The sequence below is a fragment of the Hymenobacter perfusus genome, from assembly GCF_003944765.1.
GTDB classification, from domain to species: domain Bacteria; phylum Bacteroidota; class Bacteroidia; order Cytophagales; family Hymenobacteraceae; genus Hymenobacter; species Hymenobacter perfusus.
The window spans coordinates 47077-68967 of sequence record NZ_RWIU01000009.1; the positions used below are offsets into that span (position 1 = coordinate 47077).

General features: G+C 62.8%; 11 protein-coding genes. 7 read left to right on the top strand and 4 right to left on the bottom strand.

Annotation, left to right across the window (positions count from 1 at the left end; all coding sequences use genetic code 11):
- Positions 1–5 precede the first annotated feature (5 nt).
- From EI293_RS19875 to EI293_RS19885, 3 genes are all read left to right on the top strand, one after another.
- Positions 6–3350, top strand: a complete 3345-nt coding sequence (locus EI293_RS19875) for a DEAD/DEAH box helicase (RefSeq protein WP_125440298.1) — start codon at positions 6–8, stop codon at positions 3348–3350.
- 175 nt (positions 3351–3525) lie between these two features.
- Complete coding sequence (locus EI293_RS19880) at positions 3526–3813, top strand: hypothetical protein (protein ID WP_125440299.1); 288 nt, start codon at positions 3526–3528, stop codon at positions 3811–3813.
- 136 nt (positions 3814–3949) lie between these two features.
- Positions 3950–4687: an ATP-grasp domain-containing protein gene (locus EI293_RS19885; RefSeq protein ID WP_125440300.1), complete on the top strand. Its 738-nt coding sequence runs from the start codon at positions 3950–3952 to the stop codon at positions 4685–4687.
- Between the two features lie 82 nt (positions 4688–4769).
- Here EI293_RS19885 and EI293_RS19890 read toward each other — a convergent pair whose 3' ends face one another.
- The 3 genes from EI293_RS19890 to EI293_RS19900 form a co-directional block, all read right to left on the bottom strand.
- Positions 4770–6485, bottom strand: a complete 1716-nt coding sequence (locus EI293_RS19890) for an alpha/beta fold hydrolase (protein ID WP_125440301.1) — start codon at positions 6483–6485, stop codon at positions 4770–4772.
- A 205-nt stretch (positions 6486–6690) separates the two neighbouring features.
- Complete coding sequence (locus EI293_RS19895; protein ID WP_125440302.1) at positions 6691–11148, bottom strand: PKD domain-containing protein; 4458 nt, start codon at positions 11146–11148, stop codon at positions 6691–6693.
- A gap of 461 nt (positions 11149–11609) precedes the next feature.
- Positions 11610–12431, bottom strand: a complete 822-nt coding sequence (locus EI293_RS19900) for a hypothetical protein (RefSeq protein WP_125440303.1) — start codon at positions 12429–12431, stop codon at positions 11610–11612.
- Between the two features lie 108 nt (positions 12432–12539).
- Here EI293_RS19900 and EI293_RS19905 point away from each other — a divergent pair, with 108 nt between their 5' ends.
- Positions 12540–13247 carry a hypothetical protein gene (locus tag EI293_RS19905; RefSeq protein ID WP_125440304.1) on the top strand — a complete coding sequence of 236 codons (708 nt, stop codon included), beginning with the start codon at positions 12540–12542 and terminating at the stop codon, positions 13245–13247.
- A 149-nt stretch (positions 13248–13396) separates the two neighbouring features.
- Here the strand turns inward: EI293_RS19905 and EI293_RS19910 are convergent, their stop codons facing one another.
- Positions 13397–15811, bottom strand: coding sequence for an FG-GAP-like repeat-containing protein (locus EI293_RS19910; protein WP_246010757.1), 2415 nt, complete (start codon positions 15809–15811; stop codon positions 13397–13399).
- A gap of 242 nt (positions 15812–16053) precedes the next feature.
- Here EI293_RS19910 and EI293_RS19915 point away from each other — a divergent pair, with 242 nt between their 5' ends.
- The 3 genes from EI293_RS19915 (at position 16054) to EI293_RS19925 (ending at position 21781) form a co-directional block, all read left to right on the top strand.
- Positions 16054–16509 (top strand): hypothetical protein, encoded by a 456-nt coding sequence (locus EI293_RS19915; protein ID WP_125440306.1) that lies wholly within the window; start codon positions 16054–16056, stop codon positions 16507–16509.
- 184 nt (positions 16510–16693) lie between these two features.
- Positions 16694–19936: a tetratricopeptide repeat protein gene (locus tag EI293_RS19920; RefSeq protein WP_125440307.1), complete on the top strand. Its 3243-nt coding sequence runs from the start codon at positions 16694–16696 to the stop codon at positions 19934–19936.
- Between the two features lie 153 nt (positions 19937–20089).
- Positions 20090–21781 (top strand): TonB-dependent receptor, encoded by a 1692-nt coding sequence (locus EI293_RS19925; RefSeq protein ID WP_125440308.1) that lies wholly within the window; start codon positions 20090–20092, stop codon positions 21779–21781.
- Positions 21782–21891: the final 110 nt, after the last annotated feature.

Below are 21891 nucleotides of genomic sequence, written 5' to 3' on the forward strand. Positions count from 1 at the left end.
TCATTGTGCCGCACACCACTCATCTACCCCAGTCGCTGCCGGCCCTGACGCTGCCGCAGATGCTCCAGCAAGCTCCGCGCAGCTTTGTGCCGGATACACGCCAATACCGGGCTGTGGTGCCGATGGAACTGGCCGTGGATGCCGGTCAGTTTGCAACGGGGCTGGAAGTGGGAGGAACGACCGGTCCGGAAGTGAGCGTAAAACAAACAGCAACCGGCCTGACGCTGACCTGCACCTGCACGGCCGGCACGGACGATGAGCTGTGCGAAAACCAGGCCCTGACGCTGCTAGCCCTGCTGCACCGGCCGGAGCTGCGGGCGTTTTTTGATGCGGAGCTGCGCGAACAGAAACTGCGCGCTGCGGCCCGGGAATACGGGTTGGAGCAGGCACCTGACCTGGACGCGCACTTCCAACTGACGTTTGCCAATGGCACCGCGGCCGTAACCCCGCGCCGGGCGGATTTGCTGCCCGTGACGCCGGCTTCCAAGCAGGCGCTGCTGCGGCAGCTGTTGCCCGCCAGGCCGGAGCCGGTGGTGCCGGGGGCGGGCGGGCCGCGGCTACTGGTGCTGGCCCGGCACCGCTACTACGGCCACCTCACGCTGCATCTGGCCGAGGCCAGCCATACGGCAGCGGGCAAGCCCCGGAACCCGCTCACGCTGCTGAACCCGTTGGATGGTATCTGGCAGCTGACCAATCCGACGGAGCTGAAGTTCTACACCGGCCTGGCCCGCTTCCAGCACAATTACGAGGAAGACCGCACGCCAGCGGCCGTGGAAGCCCTGCGGGCAGTGGTGCAGAATCCGTTCCGGCTGCCGGTGTATGCCCACCGCGGCCCGCAGTCGGATAAGCTCACGGCGGCGGCTTTGGTGCCGGTGCGCCTGCACAGCGCCCGCCTGCAGCTACGCCTGGAGGTGACGCAGGAAGACGAATTCTACCAGATAACCGGCCAGCTCCTGCTCCACGATGATGCCCTGCCTTTGGACCAGCTCACCGTGCATTACGACTACTTTGTGGCCCTGCACGACGATTTGTACCTGCTCGACGACCTGGACGTGTGGCGGGTGGTGGAGTTTTTCAAACAGCGCAATAACGCGCTGCTGATTCACCAGTCGCAGTTTGCGGAGTTCCGGACGGAGGTGCTCGTCAACCTGGAAAACCGCCTGCAGATTCACTACGCCTACCTGCGCCCCGCCACCCGCCAGCAGTTGCAGGCTGAGGGCTTCGATGAAGCGCCCGAGCCGGTGCTCTACCTTTCCGATGCCGGCCCGCACGTGGAGCTGCTGCCGGTGATGCGCTACGGGGAGCGGGAAGTGTCGGTGCTGAGCAAGCAGCAGCTCCAGGCCACCGATGCCCGGGGCCGGGCCTTCACCGTCGCCCGCAACGCCCTGGCCGAAGACCGGCTGGTGGCGGCGCTGCTCCGGCCCTGGCCCGAGCTGATCGGGCAGCAAACTCCCGATTCCTTTTACCTGGCCCGCAGCGGGTTTCTGGACGCTGATCGGGTGCTGCCGGCTTTGGCCGACTGGCGGGAGGCGGGCATTCGGGTGCTCGGGTTCCGGCAGCTCAAGGACAACCGCCTCAACCCGCACCCCGCCCGGGTGGCGGTGCAGGTGAGCAGCGAAACCAACTGGTTTGATACCCGGCTGGCCGTGCGCTTTGGCCGGCAGCACGCCACCCTGCCGCAAATCAGTCAGGCGCTGCGCAACCGCCGCCGCTACGTGGTGCTGGATGACGGCAGCCACGGCGTGCTGCCCCGGGAGTGGCTGGAGAAGTTTGCCCGCTACTTCGCCGCCGCCGAGGTGGTGGACGACCAGCTCCGCACCCCGCACAGCCGGTTTGCGGCGGTGGAGGAGCTGTACGCCGCCGAGGAGCTGCTACCCTCGGCCCGGCAGCGGCTGGCCGCCACCCGCGCCGCCGTGGCCGATTTCACCGGCATTACGCCCGTCCCGGTTCCCGACGGCCTGCGCGCCACCCTGCGCGACTACCAGCAGGAGGGCCTCAACTGGCAGAATTTCCTGGATACCTTCGGGTTTGGCGGCTGTCTGGCCGATGATATGGGCCTGGGCAAGACGCTGCAGGTGCTGGCCTTCGTGCTGCACCTGCGCGCCACCGGCCGCCTTGGCCCCTGCCTGGTGGTGGTGCCCACCTCCCTGGTATTCAACTGGCAGGGCGAAGCCGCCCGCTTTGCCCCCGGCCTGCGGGTGCTGACCTGGCACGGCGCGGGCCGCCAGCGCACCCAGCCGGATTTTGCCAAGTATGATCTGGTGCTGACCACCTACGGCACGCTGGTGTCGGATGTGCGCCGGCTGAAAGGGGCGGAGTTCGAGTACGTGTTTCTGGATGAGGCCCAAGCCATCAAGAACCCGGCTTCCTTGCGCTACCGGGCCGCCTGCCAGTTGCGGAGCCGGGGCCGGGTAGTACTCACGGGTACCCCGCTGGAAAATAACACCTACGACATTTTTGCCCTGCTCTCGTTTGCCTGCCCGGGGCTGCTGGGTACGTTGCGGCAGTTTCGGGCGCAGTTTGCTACGCGCATTGATAAGTTCGGGGATGAGCAGAAGGCCCGGGAGTTGCAGCAGCGCATCCGGCCGTTCGTGCTGCGGCGCACCAAGGCCCAGGTAGCTACTGAGCTGCCCGAGAAAACGGAGATGGTGCTCTACTGCGAGATGCCGCCCGAGCAGCGCCGCGTGTACGAGGCCTGCCGCCAGGATTTCCGCAACCTGCTGCTGGGCCGCCGCGAAGATGTATCGGCCCGCAGCCACGCCTCGGTGCTGCGGGGCCTCACGCGCCTGCGCCAGATATGCGACTCGCCCGCTTTGCTGCCCGATCTGGAGGACTATGGTTCCACTTCGGCCAAGCTGGCCGTGCTGCTGGAGGAAATTCAGAACCACGCCCCGGAGCACAAAATCCTGGTGTTTTCGCAGTTTGTGGGCATGCTCAACCTGGTGCGGCCCATGCTGGACGCCCACGATATTCCCTACGAGTACCTCACCGGCCAGACCCGGCAGCGCGGGGCCGTCGTACAGGCGTTTGAGCAGCGCCCCGAGGTGCGGGTGTTCCTCATCAGCCTGAAAGCTGGCGGCACCGGCCTCAACCTCACCGCGGCCGACTACGTGTACCTGCTGGACCCCTGGTGGAACCCCGCCGTGGAAAATCAGGCCATCGACCGGGCCTACCGCATCGGCCAGACCAAGCCCGTGGTAGCGGTGCGCCTCATCTGCCCCGATACTGTGGAGGAGAAGATCCAGCACCTGCAACGCGGCAAGCGGGAGCTGGCTCAGGGCCTCATCCGCACTGATACCGCTCTGCTCAAATCCCTCACGCCCCAGGAATTGCTGGACCTAGTGGAATAACAGGGAAGGGAGGGAGTAAGGCAGTGAAAAAGTAAAGCCGCCTGTAGGTAGAGCGAGGAAATAGAATTCACTTTCCCAGGAATTCAGCCCGGATTCCTCGCCCCGCTTGGAAGGATAGTCCAGCCGCTTCCCGATAAAATCCGCAGTTTTGCAGCGTCGCTAAATCCTGCCCGTCATGTTCCAGACCTCGCCCCATCTGCAAGTCGTTGATATTATTCAGATGTCGCCCCAGGAGGTGTTCATTGTGGGCTACCTGACCGGGGCCATAACTGCCGGCTCCTGGGAGCTGCGCCGCAACGATGAACCAGTGCTTGTGCTGGAGGTAGCGGGCGAAGTAGAGGTGGAGGCCGGCCGCAAGGGCAAGCTGGCCCCGCCCCGCGTCATCAGCTGCCGGGGTCAGGTAGATAAAAAGCAGTTCGATTTCACCCGGGACGAAGTGACGCTGGCCCGGCTGGAGGCTTGAGTTCCGGCGCGGCTTGCCCGATTCACGACCTGGGCAACAAGATGCTAAAGCAATGCAGCAACGCGCAGGTGTAGTATCTGCCTTAACGCGTAAGTAAGCTATCCAGCTATCCAGCTATCCACACCGAACGAGTGATATGCGAGTCTATATTCAGAAGGGAGCCGACGGTGAATGGCTGAACGTGAATGGGTTTACGGCCCTGGAGGGCTTCCGGCAGATGGGCTGGGAAATCGTGCCGTTTGTGGGCGACGACGCGCCGCTACCGGCGCACGCACCCGATGAGGTGGTCGTCAGCCACATTGACCGGGTGCGCCGGGCGTTGCACGACTTGGGCTGCCCGGTACCCGCCGAGTTGGGCTACCCCGAGCCGCTCCGGCCTTTTCTGGGCCGGCAGCTGTGGGAAAGCACCATCAACGCCGTAGCCGCCGACCCGGCGCAATGGCCCGTATTTGTGAAGCCGATGTACTCGGCCAAGAAATTCACCGGCGTCCTCGTGCGTAACGTGCGGGACCTGCGCGGTTGCGGCGACCAGGCCGAGGACACCCCCGTGTGGTGCGCCGAACCGGTGAACTTCGTGGCCGAGTGGCGCTGCTTCGTCCGCTACGGGCAGGTGCTGGATGCGCGCCACTACCGCGGCGACTGGCGGGTGCACTTCGACGCCCGGGTAGCCGAGCAGGCTATTGCTGCCTACCAGAACGCCCCGGCCGCCTACTCCCTCGATGTGGGCCTGACGGCCGACGGCCGCACGCTGCTGGTGGAAGTAAACGACGGCTATTCCCTGGGCGCTTACGGCCTCACCCCGGTGAGCTACGCCAAGCTGCTGTCGGCGCGGTGGGCCCAGATGACCGGCTCACCGGACTACTGTAATTTCTGAACTTCATCATGCGGGCTGCGGGCTGCGGGCTGCGGGCTGCGGGACGCGTGAGTCCGGCAAGTAATGGCCCCCGCGTCCTAACTCAGGGCTGGCGCAGGAATTCCAAGACGGTTTTATTAAACACCTCCGGCACTTCCTGGGGGGCGTAATGCGTGGCGTCTTGCAGCAGCCGCAGCCGGCTATGCGGCAGGGCCCGGGCCATAGCCCGCGTGTGCGCCTCCCGAATCACGTCGTGCTGCCCGGCCAATACCAGCACCGGCGCCTGAATCGTGCTGATTTGCGGCAGGGTGAAATGCGGCTCCTGCACCAGCAGCCGTAGCAGGCGGGTTTCGGTGGAGGTGCTGCTGCGGGCCTGGGCCTGTCGGAGCTGCCGCTGAAACCGGGCCAGCACGGCCGGCTCAATGGCCTCGGGAGTGGGGAAGAGGTTGGCACCCATGATGGCCATCCGGCCCACGTACTCGGGATGGTGCAGGGCTAGGCTCAAGGCGGTGTTGCCCCCGTCGCTCCAGCCCAGGATATTCACCTGGCGCAGACGCAGGGTGTCCAGTAGCTGGCGCACGTCGTCGGCAAACAACTCGTAGCTGTAGTCCTGGGTGGTAAAATCCTGGCTGCGGCCCTGGCCCCGGGTGTCGAGGGCAATAACGGTGAACTGCCGGGCCAGCTCGGGAATCTGCAACTGAAAATCGGCTATGGACTGCCCGTTGCCATGCAGCAGCAGCAGGGGCGGGCCCTGGCCGTATTGCTCATAGTAGAGCTTGCCGCCCCGGGCCTGCAGGGAGTGGCCGGCGGCCGGGTTGCTGCCGTAGTGGTGCGGGTTGGTAAGCAGGGCAGTTGTTGGGCCACTAAAAAACAACGGCTTCAGACTGTCGGCCACCACGTAATTTTCGAGAGTATCCTCTACTGCTGATGCCGCTCCGGGCTCGGCGCGCCTGCCGGCCGCCTGGTAGGTATCGGCGGTAAGGTAGAGGCTGAGGTAGCCGGGCGTAGTTTGCTGCCAGCGGGCCTGGCTTTTGTCGCGGGTGAACACGCTGTGGCCCGGCAGCGGCACGGCGGCAATACCAAAGGCTTTGGGACTGCCTTCCTGCGCTTCGCTCTGCAGCCACTGTACGGTTACGGCCACTTCCTTCAGACCCTGCAGATACAGGTTATAGGGCAGTAAATCCACTTTTACCCAGCCCCGGGGCTGGGTCACGGTGAAGCGGATATCGGGCTGGGGCAAAGGCTCGGCGGGCTGGCCCTGGCGCACCCGGTACAGCAGCAGCCGGAACGTAACGGCCCGGAACCGGTTGAAGGCCACAAACAGGTTCACGTCGCGCAGGTGGCAATCCGCGGTCAGCGGAAGGATGGTGCCCTGCTCTTTGCCCAGTTCGTCGCTCACCAAGCCGGGCTCGGTGTAGAGGCGGGCCGTCATGAACGAGGACGCGGCCGTGCGCCCGAACGTGCGGGTGCGCACCTTGCCGGGCCTCACCGTTACGGCGCCAAGCTGCTGACCCAGCGGCTTCAAACGGATAGCACCCCCGGCATGCAACGCCGCCACCGGCACCCGCTGCGTAGCGTAGCCCACGCAGGAAACCAGCACGGACCCGGCCACTGAATCGGGCAGGGTAAACCGGAACCGGCCGGCGCTGTCGGCCACCGTCCCGAAGGGCTTGCCCGCCACGCCCACCGAGGCAAACGGCACCGGCGTTTGGGTAACAGCATCCTGGACAGTACCGCGCAGCTGGCGGGTCTGGGCGAAAGTGGTGGACTGAAAAAAGCTGAATACTACCAATAATAGCAGGGGAATAACCGGGCGCATGCGAGGGAAGAGTGTTCTACCGGGAGTAGCCCCCAACCCAAATCGTTGCGTGTGCCGCGCACGTTCCGGCTTTTTTTGATGGCGCGCCGACTGTCAGCTGGTGAAAATTGAGCGCAACTTTCAGTTAGTCAGCCGGCCGCAGCCCGGTGCGCGGTGACAGCTACTGACAGCCTGATTCTGCTAAAACTTCTGCCGGCCACAGAGCCTAGCGCAGCAGCTTGTACTGAATGGGCGAGGCGTGGGCACCGGTAAGCTGCACGTAGTAGAAGCCGGTACTGAGCGGTAGGCCCGCCATATCCAGTGCCGTCCGGGTGCTGCCCACGGCTACACGCAGCTGCCCGTGAGTCAGCACCCGGCCCACCGGCGAGAGCAGTGTGTAGGTGAGCAGGCCGCCAATGGTGGGAGGGAACGTAAGCGTATAGCGCCCATCGGGTGAGGGGTTGGGATAAATAGCCGAAGCCGGGGCCAGTACCCGGCCACTGGCCGCTGCCAGCGGCCTGGCCGCCGGCGTGCCGGTTGCCTGCCAGACTTCGATTCCGGAGAGGTTGCAGGTGCCGCCGGAGGTGGTCAGTTGCAGCGAGCCGGTGGACACGCTCACGTCGAAGGGCCCGAGTTTGCGCCAGGTGCCGGCCGGGCCGCTGTTGTAGTTGGTCAGCACAGTTTGGCCGTTGAGGGCAAGGCTGAACAATTCCGCGTTATTGTCCTCCCACACGTAGGCCCACACGCGGTAAGCACCGGCCGGAATGTTGCTCATCGTGGCCGAAAGCCCGGTCAGGCTGTAAGCCGAGTTGCGGATCATGCCTGTGCGGGGGGCGTCGGTGGCGGGCAGCAGGGCCACGTTGTTGTTGGCGAAGAACAGGCCGTTGGTGGTGAAGTTGGCGGCCGGCGTGCCGCTCCAGGTGTTGCCGTCCAGCGTCATGCCCCCACCGTTCAGGTTCACGGCCCGGTAGAACGCGTAGGTCGGGCCACCGGCTGGATTCACCGTCACGGTCACCTGGTCGGCCGGGCTGCTGGCCCCGGCATTGTCTTTCACCACCAGGCTAAACGTGTAGGAGCCCGCTACCAGCCCATTAATAGTGGGAGCGGCGACGGTGGTGGAGCTGAATGCGGCCGTGTTGGGGCCACTGAGCTGGCTCCAGGCGTAGCTGCTGATGGTGCCGTCGGGGTCAGTGCCGGAGCCGGCTAGCGTAGTGGAACTGGTGGGTAAAGTCAGCACCACATCCGGGCCGGCGGTAGCGGTGGGCAGTTGGTTAGTAGGCGGTGGGGGCGTACCGGTTGCCTGCCAGACTTCCAGGCCGGAGAGGTTGCAGGTGCCGCCGGAGGAGGTGAGCTGCAGCGAGCCGGTGGACACGCTCATGTCGAAGGGCCCGAGTTTGCGCCAGGTGCCGGCCGGGCCGCTGTTGTAGTTGGCCTGCACGGTCTGCCCGTTGAGAGCCAGCGAGAACACTTCCGCGTTATTGTCCTCCCACACGTAGGCCCACACGCGGTAAGCACCGGTCGGAATGTTACTTAGGGTAGCGGACAAGCTGGTTAAGCTGTAAGCCGAGCTGCGGATTATGCCCGTGCGGGCGGCGTCGGTGGCCGGCAGCAAGGGCACGTTTCCATTCGAGAAGAACAGGCCGTTGGTGGTGAAGTTGGCGGCCGGCGTGCCGCTCCAGGCATTGCCATCAAGGGTTAGGGCCGGCCCGTTCAGGTTTAGGGCCCGGTAGAAGGTGTAGGTGCCGGTGGGCGGCGGGGGCGTCTGCGGATTCACGGTTACGGTGACCTGATCGGCGGGGCTGCTGGCCCCGGCGTTATCCTTGACTACCAAACTGAACACGTAGGAGCCGGCTACCAGCCCGCTCACGGTGGGCGCTGCCGTACTCAGGGAGGAAAATGCGGCCGTGTTGGGGCCACTGAGCTGGCTCCAGGCGTAGCTGCTGATGGTGCCGTCGGGGTCGGCGCCGGCGCCGGCCAGGGCGGTAGAATTGACCGGCAGGGTCAGTACCACATCGGCACCGGCGTTGGCAGTGGGCAGCTGGTTGGTGGGCGGCGGCGGCGTGCCGGTGGCCTGCCAGACTTCGATTCCGGAGAGGTTGCAGGTGCCGCCGGAGGAGGTGAGCTGCAGCGAGCCGGTGGACACGCTCACGTCGAAGGGCCCGACCTTTTGCCAAGTGCCGGCCGGGCCGCTGTTGTAGTTGGTCAGCACGGTTTGTCCGTTGAGGGCCAGCGAGAAGGTTTCGGCCTTGTTGTCTTCCCACACGTAGGCCCACACGCGGTAATTGCCGGCCGGCACGTTGCTTAGGGTAGCGGATAAACTCGTCAGACTGTAAGCCGAGCTGCGGATCATGCCCGTGCGGGCGGCGTCCGTGGCGGGCAGCAGGGCCACGTTGTTGTTGGCGAAGAACAGGCCGTTGGTGGTGAAGTTGGCGGCCGGCGTGCCGCTCCAGGCGTTGCCATCAAGGGTGAGGGCTGGCCCGTTCAGGTTCAGAGCCCGGTAAAAGGTGTAGGCCGGGGCGGTGCTGCAGTCCGGATTCAGACGGATTTCCTGACTGGTAGACAGGCCGGCGGCATCCGTAACAGTCAGCACTACCCGGTAGTAGTAGGGTTCAGCCCCGCAGCCGAGCGGCGAAGTAGTGAGGCTGCCGGTGGGGGTGGTCTGGGCGGGCTCGGGGTGCTCGTGGTCGGCGTGGTGTAAGTAGCTTTGCCACACGTAGCTGAGCTGGCCGGCGGCTTGCTCCTGGTCCGTTACGGTAGCTGTCAGGGTAAACGTCGTCTGGCTGCTGATGGAGTAGAGCGCGTTGTTGAGGGGACTGGTGATGGTGACCTGGGGCGGCGTGTTGTTAGCCGAAATCAGCAGGGATGCCAGGCTGGTGAGTCCCTGACTGTCGGTTACCGTCAGCTTGACTGCATACGCCACCGGTGCCGCGCTGGGGGCCGTGAAGGTGTGGGCTGGGTTAGCCGTCGTGCTGCTGGTGCCGTCGCCGAAATCCCACTGGTAGCTGAGCGGCTGGCCCTCGGGGTCGGTTGACGCGCTGCCCGTAAACTGCACCACCAGCGGGCTGGGCCCGAACTTCTTATCCGACGACGCTACCGCCAGGGGCGGCTGATTGGCCGTGTTGTAGGTGATTTTGCGGATTTCATCGGGGAAGTTCACGTAGTACAATCCCGGCTCAGTGGGGTGCACCGCCAGCCCCACGGCAATGGCTCCGCTCGGTACAAAGTCGCGTACCACTGAAGGCCCGTTGCCGGCATCCACGGTCAGGTTCCGTAGCCAGCCCCCCGAGTAGTCGCCGAAGAAATACGTGTTGCGGTACTGGGCCGGGAAATCGGAGTAGGGGTAGAATACGCCGCCCACGCTGGCGCTGCCCCCAAACTGCGGCCCCGCCACCGGCGAGCCGGCCGCCCCAAGGTTGGCCACCGCGGCCGTACTGCCGCTGAAGGTGCCCGTGCGTGCAGGCCCGGTGCCGTGCTTCCAGTCGATAAGCGGGCGGGTATGCACGAAGGTGGGCACCGAGGCCGCAATGGCCTGCCCGCCGCAGGGGTTCAGGAAGGAGGCCGTGCCGGTGGGCGTGGCTTGGGTTAGCAAATCCTGGAAATAATAATACTGCTGGGTGCAGCCGTTCACGCCGTACTGCGGATTGGGTAGGTAGTAATTGTAGCGCTTCTGAGCCACAAACGAGCTGTTAGCTTCCAGACCCTCAAACAGCGGCCAGCCCAGGTTCTGGCCCGATCGGCTCACCACGTCCACTTCCTCCCAGGTGAAAAAGCCCACGTCGCCGATGTAGAGCGTGCCGGGGTTGCCGGCCGCCGCCGAGGTACTGCCGGTACCGGGGCGCAGCGTCATTCGGAAAGGGTTCCGGAAGCCCAGGGCCCACACTTTGGAGCGCGGGGCCTGCGGGTCGGCGGCGTTGTAGAAGGGGTTGCTGGGCACGCCCGCGCCGGTTTCGGGGTCGAGGCGCAGAATCTTACCGTTGAGGCAGTCTACCATCTGCGCCCGGAACGCCCCCACGTTTTCCTTGCTGGTGATGATGCCATCGGCCAGAGCCTGGGTATAGTAGGTGCCGGGGTTACTGCCAAAGTCAGCATCGGCCCCGTTGGCTCCGTCGCCGGTTGCCACCAGCAGCGTCCCGTCCGTCCCGAACACGAGGCCGCCCGTTACGTGGCTGCGCTCCGTGGAGGCCACGCCGGTGGTTTTGGTGGCGCCCAGCAGCACTTTGCGGCTGGTTGGGTTTACCGTGTACACGCCTCCGCTCAGGGTAGCCGTGTAGCGCGTAAGCCGGCCAATGGTGGCGCTGAAGTAGTCGTTGGTGGCGGGGTTGTAGGCCGACGTGCCGTAGTTGAGCAGGTAGTGGCGGTCCACCAGGTAAAAGAGGTAGAAGTAGCCGTTGGTTTCAAACTGCGGGTGCAGAGCCAGGCCCAGCAGGCCGTGGTCGTGCCAGGCGCCCACTTCCTCGCTGATATCCAGCAGCAGGCGGCGCTGTCCGTTCTGCACCGTCCACACCTTGCCGGGCCGCTCCCACACGAACATGTGGGAGCCGGAGGCCGTGAACGTGAGGCCCACCGCCTCGTTCCACTGGCCCGACACCAAGGTGGAAGTAAAACCCGCGGGCGGGGTTTGGGCCGGCAGGGCCAGCGGGCCGAGCAGGGAAAGCAGGAGCAGGCAAAGAATACGGTAGCGCATAGCGGAGGGGAGTTAAAATGAGACATACCACCTCCCGGCCAGCTGCCGGTCCGGGCAGCGGAACAAAACCAGGAAGAGGAGGTGGTGGAGTAAGGTGCGGCCCACAGGCCTGCTTAAAGCCGCAGGCTTTAAGCAGGCTGCGGTGAGTCCGTTCTGAAGTCAGAAAAGCGTTTGTGCCGGCCGCTCGATTATTGGAGCCCCGATAGATACAATTGATGTACTATACCCTGCACCAGTGCCGGCCACTCGGGCGGCACCACACCTACAAATCAGCCCGGCTCCCGGCCGGGCCACCCAACGAGCCTCAAGCAGCACTGAACGGTGGTGGGAAAGGGAATAATTTACGGTAATTTTTAAATAAAATATATACTTTATTTAATACATAATGATGTGATAGGGCTAGGTTATGTTGGTTTGATAACCTGGCCCTTTATGCTCCAGACTCCAAGGCGGAAGCTCCATTAGTACCGGTCTTCCTTCCTCGCTGAGCTCAGGTCCAGCAGATACTCGCAGGCCCGGCGGAAACTGTCCGGTTTATCGGGGCTGTGGCGATACACTGCGTGGTAGCCGCCGGCCGTATGGGCTTCGAGCAGCCAGCCGGCCCCGTCCATTACAGTACTGATTTCGCAGCTCGTTTGCTGGTGAAACCCGCTCTGCTGCACCAAATGCAGAAACTGCTGCCACTGTTGCGGCGTGAGGACGTGGGTTGTTTCTAGCTGCGGTAGCCGCTCGGCCGGGCGGTTCCGCTCAGCCAGTTCGCGCAGTACTTTAGGGTCTTTCTGTTTCAGGTCGAATTCGCGTTGCAACCGGGCCGCTTCGTCGGGTGATGCGGTAGGGGGAATGAACAGAATCAGCGCAAGCCTGGGAGCTGAGGCCGATTTGGTGAGGAACTGCGTTTGGAGCGTGGCCCCGTTCGCCTGCTGCGTAAGCGTGAGCAGCACCGGCTGGTGGAAAGCTCGTAGCCATAGAAACCGGTAGGTATCGTGGCCCAGGTAATAGTTCGACAGTACCGGCGCCCCGAAGCAGTACAGATTAGCGGAGGCCGAACCAAACACCAGCTGACAGTAGGTGGCCTGGGTGTTCTGTTCCTCAATATTCAACTGGTTTGCAGTCAAGTCAGGCTTACTTACCGAATCTGCCCTTGGGAAATAGAACGTGCCTGAATCCCGCGGGTGGCCCTGCGCATCCGAAACGGCCGGGTTCTGCGGGTAAGGCGACTGGCTGACGGCAGGCGAGGAGCAGGCCGCCAGCAGCAGCGGGAGTAGTAAAAAGATGCGAAACATAGCTATTAAGATAGAGGGCAACCCAGCCGGCCGTAAGGTAACGGTGTGAAACGTCAGCGGCAAACGGCCTATATTTCGCCGGTAGTTATGCCCGTTGCCTTATTCCGTATGCCCGTTTCTATCCTATCCTTCCAGCGCATCCTGTGCCTGGCCGTAGTGGCTGTGGCTGCTGCATGTCATAAACCTGTCCCCGAGCCCGATGCGGTGCCATTACCGGCAGAGCTGAAAGCCTACACGCTTTTCGAGCCGGGCACCCATTGGATTTACCGGGACTCTGCTACTCAACGGCTGGATAGTGTCTGGGTGGTTTCGACGGAGAAGGAGATTCTGCGAATGGGTTCGGGAGGAACATCCGATAGGGTAGCTCTGAAATACGAAGCGTTTACCGTCCGGACAAACTCATTGATAGGCGGTAACTTCTACTACACAATCCTTAGGGAGTGCGGCTTGCCCTACCGGGAAAACCAGAGCACGAAAGGCCCTTGCTGGGTGTTGGAGCGGGGCCGCTACCTGCCCAATAGTACTGCCGACGAAGGCAGCGAACTGGTATTCCCCTACCGCATCGACAAAGACAAGCCCACATTCCTGGTTGCTTATGCGGCCGTGATGTACCCGTACTGGTATTCGCAGCCGGTAGTACTGAACGGTACCTCGTACGCCGGCTTACTACAGGTAAAGCTCACGGCGGACGCCTCGGAAGACGGCTGGCCGACGCATTACTACTGGGTGCCCGGTCAGGGCGTCGTGCTCCGGCGCATCAACCGCAACGGCCGGTGGCAGACGTGGCAATTGGTTCGTAGCCATATTGTGCAGTAGAGGGTGAGGCAACTGCCAGGTAGTTGCCATTGGTCAGTCACAAGCGAAATAAAATGGGCGACGCTCCTACGGTGTACCGGTAAAAAAACGGCTGGAACGCACCGGCCCGAGCCTGCATTCCAGCCGTTCATACGGGTAAAAGCAAAAGGTTATCGAAGCAGGATGTGACGGGTGATGGGTGGGGTTGAAGCGGTAGTAAGGCGCAAAATATAGGAGCCCCGAGCCAGTTTGTCCACTTTCAGTTCCTGCGTCAACTGGTTTCCGGTCAACACAGTGCTCAGTACTATCCGGCCAGTGGCATCCAGCAACTCGGCCCGGTAAGTAAACGCGGAGGCCGGGCCGGAAAAGCGCAGGTTCAGGCGGTCGGCAGCCGGGTTGGGGTATACCTGCCAGTGGTCGGCAGCGATAATGGCTGCCTGGTTACTGGTAACCGTGCCGCCCCCTTGCAGGAAGGTATTCACGGCGCTGGCCCCCAGGTTGGCCACTGTAAGATCGGGGCGGCCATCAGCATTCACATCCGCCACCGCCACATCATACGGTGCTCCGCTTACGGTTAAAATGACGCCAAACGACAGGATGCCGTTGGTATTGGGCAGGATAGAGACCTCCCTATACTGGGCATTGGTAACAATCACCTCTGGCTGCGCATCTCCATAGATATCCGCCACGCTTAGGCCGCTGGAATAAAAGCTGTTCTGTTGGGGCTCAATTTGAAATTGGCCAGTGCCATCATTCCGCAGCACAACTACCGGCGACCTGCCTTCGCTGCTGGTAAGTAACTCGGGGCGATTATCACCCGTGAGGTCGGCAGCAATAATTTGTACGGGAGTCCCGCTGGCGGTAATAATACTGGGGGCCGCAAACTGCCCGCTGCCGAGGTTCCGCAGAACGGCTACCGGGCCGGTGGAGTGGGCCGCCGCCAGGTCGGGTCGGCCGTCGCCATCCATATCAGTGGCTACCAGCCCGGTAGAAAACGCGCCCGTCGGCAGCACGAGCGGGCTGGCAAACTGGCCGTTGCCGCTGTTAAGAAGGACCGCCACCGAGTTGCCGGTTGACCCCGATACGCCCAGGTCCGGGCGTCCATCCGCGTTGAAGTCGGCGGCTACGACGCCCGTGGGGTTGCCCGGTACGCTGATGGTAGTAGCCGTAGTGAGTGCGCCCGTTCCGGCGGTGTTCAGCAGCACCGAAAGCGAAGCGCCCCCCCGGTTGGCCGTCACGGCATCTAACCGGCCGTTTCCATTGACGTCTACCAGCGCTACTGCTTCCGGCTGACGACCTACCGGATAGGTAACTGCGGGAGCCAGCGTGCCATCGGCCCGGCGGAGCAGCACGGCCAGGGTACTCCCTGTGGCCGAAACGCCGCTTACCGTCACTACATCTAGCCGACCGTCGGCATTCAGGTCACCCTGTGCCAAACGGAGCGGGCCATTGGGCGCATTAATGGCGGTAGAGGAGGCCGCGGTGAACCGGCCATTGCCCAGGCCTGGCAACACGCTCAGCGACTGGGAAACCGTCTGGACATAATTAGCCGTAACCAGGTCTGGGCGGCCGTCGCCCGTCAGGTCTGCCACGGCCACATCGTAGGGCGTTACCCCGGCAGCAAAGGAACCGGCCGAGGTAAATGCGCCGGTAGCCGAGCCCAGTAGCATGGTGACGTCGTTACTGCGGCTATTGGATACGACGATATCCCGGAAGCCATCAGCATTCACATCGGCGCTGGCAATACCCGTGGAGCCCAGGCCGGTTGGGTAGCTCACAGGGGCCGCAAAGCCGGTGGCCGTGGCTAGGGTAATAGTGGCCGCGTTGGCAAAGTCGGCCTGCGCCACGTCCGGGCGACCATCCCCGTTGAAATCAGCCACCAATAGCTCTATCCCGTCCTGCGCGCCCGGATAGCGCCCCACGGACGCAAGTACGCCGTTGCCGGCATTGCGCAATATTTCAAAGGTAGCGGTAGCATCGTTCGAGACGAGTACATCTGCTTTGCCATCGGCATTCATATCGGCTATGGTAATGCCGCCCGCTCCTTGAGGGAGGGTGAGCACAGAACCTACTTCCGTGAAAGTTCCGTTGCTCAGGCTAGCTAACACGGTAAGCTGGGCGGTAGCACCCGCAGAGCTGAGCACGGCCAAGTCTGGCCGGCCATCCCCTGTCAGGTCGCCGGCCGCCAGTTCGTAGGCAGCGGCATTGTTAGGGGTAGGATAGTCGACGGCCGCGTTGAAGCGGCCGGAACGGTCGTTGCGCAGCACCGATACCGACCGGCCGTTATAGGAGGTTACGGCTAGGTCGGGGTACAGGTCACCATTAAAATCAGCGGCCACAATAGCATTCGGGCTACTGCCGACGGCGTAAGTTGTTGCGGCTCCCAACGTATTGGTTGCGCTGTTCAACAATACGCCTACTTTATTGCCCACTAAATTGGCCGTTGCCACATCCGGGCGGCCGTCCCGGTTTAAATCAACGGCTACCACGCTACGGGGCGTCTCGGGGTAGGGAGAGCCCACGCCGTAGCCGATGGGTTGCGGAAAAACCGGGAAGGACTGCCCAAACCCTGATAGAACTGGCACCAAGAGGCTACCAGTAAGGAAAAGTGGTAAGCGTTGAAGCATATAAAACGATGAATAAAGGAGGAGTGTAGAGGTGGAAAATTCGCACTGCTTCGGCAAAAGCCAGTAAAACTAGGTAAGAAACGGAGGCAATAGTCGTTTTACCAGGACAAAAAATGGATTCACCGCAACCTGCGGGCATTTTTCTATACTTTCGGCTACTCCCGCTACGGTTTGTTCACTAGGTTTATCACTCGATAGTTATGCTGAAAAAGTGTCTGCAATACGCCACTGCGGCTAGCCTCGTAGCCTCATTCGCCGCCTGTCAGCAAATCGGCGAAGAGGAACAGAAGGGGATTTTTACCATTACGAACCAGTCGGGACAGGATGTGGAAGTGCGGGTGTACCGCACGCAGAACCGGCAGCAACCTCCCCTGATTCTGTCGCTGCCGCATGCTGCCAGCGTAGAGCGGATCAGCTACGGTGGAGCGGGTAATATTGCCTATCCGGAACTGTTTTCCCAGGGAGATTCCGTCCGGTTGGTGTTTCAGGACGGAAAGCAGCTGCTGCACTACTGCCCCCAGGCGCAACAGGCCGGACAGTGTCAGCCGGTGCGTAATCTGCTGTCATTGGGGCAGTATCAGACAGAAGCGCTGGATGAGTATACTATCCGGTTCAGCTACACCATAACCGCCGCCGAGTATGCAGCAGCCCGGTGAAAGTGGGGGATAGACGGGTGCAGACAAGTAAGGCGGTACCCTGCACGGACGGTTAACTTACACCAAACGGGTGGCTTGGGGCGTTATGGGCAGCGAAAAGGCAATTCCTGCCGCAACCCAAGCCGGGTTTTCGCTACTTTTGGCCATATCCGGCTGCGTAAGCCGTTTCCCGTAACGCCCCGCAATGAAGTTTATACCCCGTTTGGCGCTGGCCGCCTCCCTTTCCGCTGCCGCCCCTTTGGCAGCCTCGGCCCAGCAAACGCAGGTGTTCACCGCTGATGAACGCCACTTCCAGGAAGGCCTTGAACTATTCGACCGTGGCAAGTACGGCGCGGCCCAGCAGGCTTTCCAACGCTACCTCGACCTCACCCAGCGCCGCACCGGCGAGCTGGCCCCCGGCCGCACTACCGATGCCGAGTACTACTACGCCGTGGCCGGCCTCTACCTGTTCCACCCCGACGCCGAGGACCGCATCCTGGGCTTTGCCTCCCAGAACCCGGCCCACCCCAAGGCGGCCCAGGCCTATTTCGAGCTGGGCAAGTTCTACTTCGATAAGAAGGATTACGTGCGGGCCATCGACTATTTGCAGAAGGTAGGCCCCGATAACCTCTCCGACGACCAGCGGGCTGAGGCCGAGTTCAAGCTCGGCTACGCCTATTTCGCCCAGAAGGAGTTCGACAAAGCCAAGCTGCAGTTCGACCGCAACAAGGCCGGCAACCACCAGTACCGCTACGCCAGCTCCTACTACGCCGGCTACCTGGCCTACCGCGCCGGCGACTACCCCGGCGCCCGTAAGGACCTAGCCGTGGCCGAGCAGAACGACGCCTACAAGCCTGTAGTGCCGGCCGTGATGAGCCAGATTTACTACAAGGAAGGCGACTACGACGGCCTGATTGCCTACGCCGGCCCGGTGCTGAGCCAGACCCCGCCGCCCCAGAGCGCCGACGAGATTCAGCTGCTGGTGGGCGACGCCTACTACCAGAAGGAGGATTTCAAGCAGGCCGCCGAGTACTTCGATAAGTACGCCGCCGGCCGCAAGAAGATCGAGCCCGAGGTGCAGTACAAAATCGGGTATGCCAACTTCAAGCAGGGCGACTTCAAGGGCGCCATCGGCAACCTGAAGGGCGTGGCGGCGCGGCGCGACTCGCTGGGTCAGAACGCCGCCTACCACCTGGGCCTGAGCTACCTCAAAACCAGCCAGAAGCCGCTGGCCCTGAACTCGTTTGACGCGGCCCGCAAGCTCACCTTCGATAAGGTGATTACCGAAAACGCCACGCTGAAGTACGCCCAGGTGAGCTACGAGCTGGGCAACACCCAGGAGGTAATTGCCGCTTTGCGCGACTTCGGCAAGAAGTACCCGCGCTCCAAGAACCGCGCCGCCGCCGACGATATTCTGAGCGAGAGTTTCCTCAACTCCTCCGACTACGCCCAGGCCCTCAACTACCTCGATAACCTCGACGACCGGAGCCAGAAGCTGAACGCCACCTACCAGCGCGTGGCGTATTTGCAGGCCGCCACCCTATACAACGACAACCGCTACCAGGACGCGTTGCCGGTGCTGGATAAGAGCCTCAAATACCCCCAGGATGAGGCCCTGCGCGCTGCCGCCCAGGTGCTGAAAGGCGAAATCTACAGCATCGGGCAGCAGTACCAGCCCGCCATTACGGCCTACACCGCCGCCGCCCGCACGGCCCGCAGCGGCTCGGCCTCCGAAACCGACTTCGACCAGAAGGCCCGTTACGGCCTCGGCTACGCCTACTACAACACCAAGCAGTACGACCGGGCCCGGCAGCAGTTCCAGGCCTGGCTGCAGGACCCCGTGGCCAAGCCCGCCGACGCGAACTACTACGACGTAACCCTGCGCCTGGGCGACACCTACTATATCGGCAAGCAGTATCAGCAGGCCCTCGACCAGTATAACAAAGTCATTCAGGCCAACGCCGCCGACAAGGATTACGCCTACTACCAGAAAAGTGTGGTGCTGGGCCTGCTGGGCCGGCGCGACGAGGCCGGCGCGACGCTGAGCACCCTGCTTAAAACCTCGCCCACCTCGCGCTACGCCGATGATGCGGTGTACCAGCAGGCCCAGCTCGACTACGAGGCCGGCGAGTTTCAGCCGGCCGTGGAAGGCTTCTCCAAGCTGATCAATAACCGCCCCAACTCCCCGCTGATTCCGCAGGCGTTGCAGAAGCGCGGGGTGGCCTATCAGAACCTGGAGCAGCACGCCAAGGCCGCTGAGGACTTCAAGCAGGTGCTAAGCCAGTTTCCGCGCACCAAAGCCGCCAGCAGCGCCATTTACAGCCTGCAGGAAAGCCTGAGCGCCCAGGGCAAAACAGAGGAATTCGACCAGTACCTGGCCCAGTTCAAGCAGCAGAACCCCGACAGCAAGGCCACCGAAAGCGTGGAGTTTGAGGCCGCCAAGTCGCTGTACCTGGCCGAGAAATATGCCCAGGCCATTCCGCGCCTGGAAGGCTACCTGCAGCAGTACCCCAGCACCACCCTGGCCGCCGACGGCCGCTATTTCCTGGCCGACTCCTACCTGCGCACCGGCCGCAAAACCGACGCGCTGCCCCGCCTGAAAGCGGTGGTGGAAGAAGGCAAGAGTGAGTTCGTGAACCGGGCCGTGGGCCGCGTGGCTGATCTGGAGTTTGAAAACAAGAATTACGCCGAGGCTGCCAAGTACTACGGCCGCCTGCGCGAGGTGTCGCAGAACAAGCGCGAGGTAGCCAACGCCGGTATCGGGCTGATGAAGAGCTACTACGAAACCGGCGACCTGGAAGGCACCCGCCGGGTGGCCCAGGAGTTGCAGGCCCAGGGTGGGGCTTCGCTCAACGCTACCAACCTGGCGTTGCTGTACCTGGGCAAGGCCAGCTACAAGGCCGGCAGCCTGGAGCAGGCCATCGGGGAGCTGACCACGGCCGCCGCCACCGCCAAGGATGAGAGCGGGGCCGAGGCGCAGTACCTCATTGCCAGTGCCCTCTACCAGCAGAAAAAATACCCCGAAGCCCTGGACGCGGCCTACAAGAGCAACTCCGACTTCGCCAACTACGACCTGTGGCTGGGCCGGGCCTTCCTGCTGATTTCGGATACCTACGTGGCGCAGAACGAAATCTTCCAGGCCCGGGCCACGCTCAATTCCATCATCGACAACAAATTCCCGGTAGCCGAGGTGGTGGCCGGTGCCAAGGAGCGCCTCGCCGCTTTGCCCGCCGACCCCGCCGCGCCGGCCCCGGCCCCGAGTACGCCCAAAACCACGCCCAAATCGGCCCCGGCTACCACGCCCAAATCAACCACCAAACCCGCTACCACCAAGCCCACCGGCAAAACCACCCCGGGCAAAACGCCGGTGCGCAACTCCCTGGCCCCCTCGGAAGTGCAGCCCGCCGACACTACCACTAACCCCAGTCCCACGCCCCGGGAGGAGTAGCAGGGTTCGGATTTCGGTTGCAAGCGTAGCTTGATGCTGAACGTGGTAATTGGTTGATAATAAAAGATAAACACTGAGTAATAGGAGAGAGGTGGGAACCTTATGATAGGTTTGACCCCCGAATTTTCTGCTTGCTTGAGTTTCCCAGATAGAATGACAAATTCGTCGAAATTGCTGGCCGCTGCGGCCCTGCTGACTGCCACCGCCCACGGCTCCGATGCCTGGGCCCAGAAAACGCGCGGCAAGATTGAGGATGCGGAAATTGAGATTGTAAAAGAGCGGGTAAACGAGCTGCCCGAGGCCACCCGCAACTTTGAGAAGGTAAAGCTGGAGGCCCCGGCCAAATCCACGGAGCCCGTCAATTACTCCTTCTCCGATTTCCGCCTGCCCGCCGATAAGCTGAACCCTTCGGTGCGGGTGCTCACCATCCGCCAGGAGGAACTGACCCCGCTTACCGGCAACTACCTGAAGGCGGCTTTGGGCAACTACGGCACCGCCTACGGCCGGGCCTACCTGCACAATACCCGCTCCGACGCGGCCAGCTACGGCCTCGACTTCAAGCACCTCTCGTCTTCGCGCGGGGCCGTGGACAAGGAAAACTCCCGCCAGAGCCAGACCAGCCTGGGCCTCAATGGCGAAACGTACAGCGGTCCGCTGGTGCTGGGAGCCAAGGTGGATGTGGGCCGGGAGCGGTACAACTTTTACGGCTACAACCGCAACGTGCCCGTGCTGCCCACGGAAGACAGCATCAAGCAGGTGTTCAAGCGCGCCGCCATCAAGGTATATGCTCGCAACCGGGCCAAGGACGCCGCTTTTCAGTATGATTTTGGCCTGGGCTTCAACTATTGGAGCGACTTCTACAACGCCCGGGAAAGCAATGTGTACGCCACCCTGCGCTCGGGGTACAAGCTGGGCGAAACCAGCCGCGTGAGCGTCAACGGCGACGTCTCGTTCATCTCCCACAAGGACTCGCTCACCGTGAGCCGGCCCTTCGTGCAGGTGACGCCCGCCTATGAGCTGACCCTGGACCGGCTGGCCCTGTCGGTAGGGGCCACGCTGGGCTACACCGGCGACACCATTGGCAACGCCCGGCAGTTCAACGCCTACCCGGCCATCCGGGCAGCTTACACGGTTACGGAGGACAAGTTCGTGGCCTACGCGGGCCTGGGCGGCGCTATCCAGCGCGTGACGATGTACGACCTGACCACCGAAAACCCCTGGCTGGCCCCCAACGTGCGCGTGGCCGATACCCGCCGCGGCCCCACGCTCTACTTCGGGTTCCAGGCCGCCCCGGCCCGGGCCCTGGAGGTGAATGCCCGCGTGACCCTGAGCAACGACCGGAACCTGTACTTCTACAACAACTCCCGCCGCGACTCCAGCAAGTTTGACCTGGTATACGATAAGAAGGCCACCCAGCTGGTGAACGTCCACGGCGAAATCATCTACAACGCCGCCGAGCAGTTCCGCCTGGGCTTCAAGGCCGACTACAACGGCTACAACGTGAAGACGCTGACCGAAGCCTTCCACCGTCCGGCCTTCCAGGGCGTGCTTTTCGGAACGTACAACTTCTACGACAAGTTGCTGGTGGGCGGCGAGCTGTATACGTACAGTTCCAGCTACGGCACCGGGCTGCTGCGCCCCACCGGCGCGGGCCTGCCGTACCGCGAAACCGTGCGCCCCACCGATTCCGTAATCGACCTGAATCTGCGGGCCGATTACCGCATTATGGAAAATCTGTCCATCTTTGCTTTAGGCAACAACCTCATTGGCCGCAAGTACGAGCGGTTCCTGAACTACCCAGTGAAGGGAATCAACGTACTGGCCGGTGTCACGTATGACTTCTAATCTGACGCTGATGTAATGCGGAAATTCCGGCTTAACCATCTGTCATCCTGAGCACAGCGAAGGACCTTGCCCGCCTGGAATGCCGCATTAATACGGCTGTTCTACCGGGG

Coding starts and splice junctions, on each gene's coding strand:
- EI293_RS19880 (WP_125440299.1), top strand. CDS start 3,526: ATGTTCCAGACCTCGCCCCATCTGCAAGTCGTTGATATTATTCAGATG.
- EI293_RS19885 (WP_125440300.1), top strand. CDS start 3,950: ATGCGAGTCTATATTCAGAAGGGAGCCGACGGTGAATGGCTGAACGTG.
- EI293_RS19890 (WP_125440301.1), bottom strand. CDS start 6,485: ATGCGCCCGGTTATTCCCCTGCTATTATTGGTAGTATTCAGCTTTTTT.
- EI293_RS19895 (WP_125440302.1), bottom strand. CDS start 11,148: ATGCGCTACCGTATTCTTTGCCTGCTCCTGCTTTCCCTGCTCGGCCCG.
- EI293_RS19900 (WP_125440303.1), bottom strand. CDS start 12,431: ATGTTTCGCATCTTTTTACTACTCCCGCTGCTGCTGGCGGCCTGCTCC.
- EI293_RS19905 (WP_125440304.1), top strand. CDS start 12,540: ATGCCCGTTTCTATCCTATCCTTCCAGCGCATCCTGTGCCTGGCCGTA.
- EI293_RS19915 (WP_125440306.1), top strand. CDS start 16,054: ATGCTGAAAAAGTGTCTGCAATACGCCACTGCGGCTAGCCTCGTAGCC.
- EI293_RS19920 (WP_125440307.1), top strand. CDS start 16,694: ATGAAGTTTATACCCCGTTTGGCGCTGGCCGCCTCCCTTTCCGCTGCC.
- EI293_RS19925 (WP_125440308.1), top strand. CDS start 20,090: ATGACAAATTCGTCGAAATTGCTGGCCGCTGCGGCCCTGCTGACTGCC.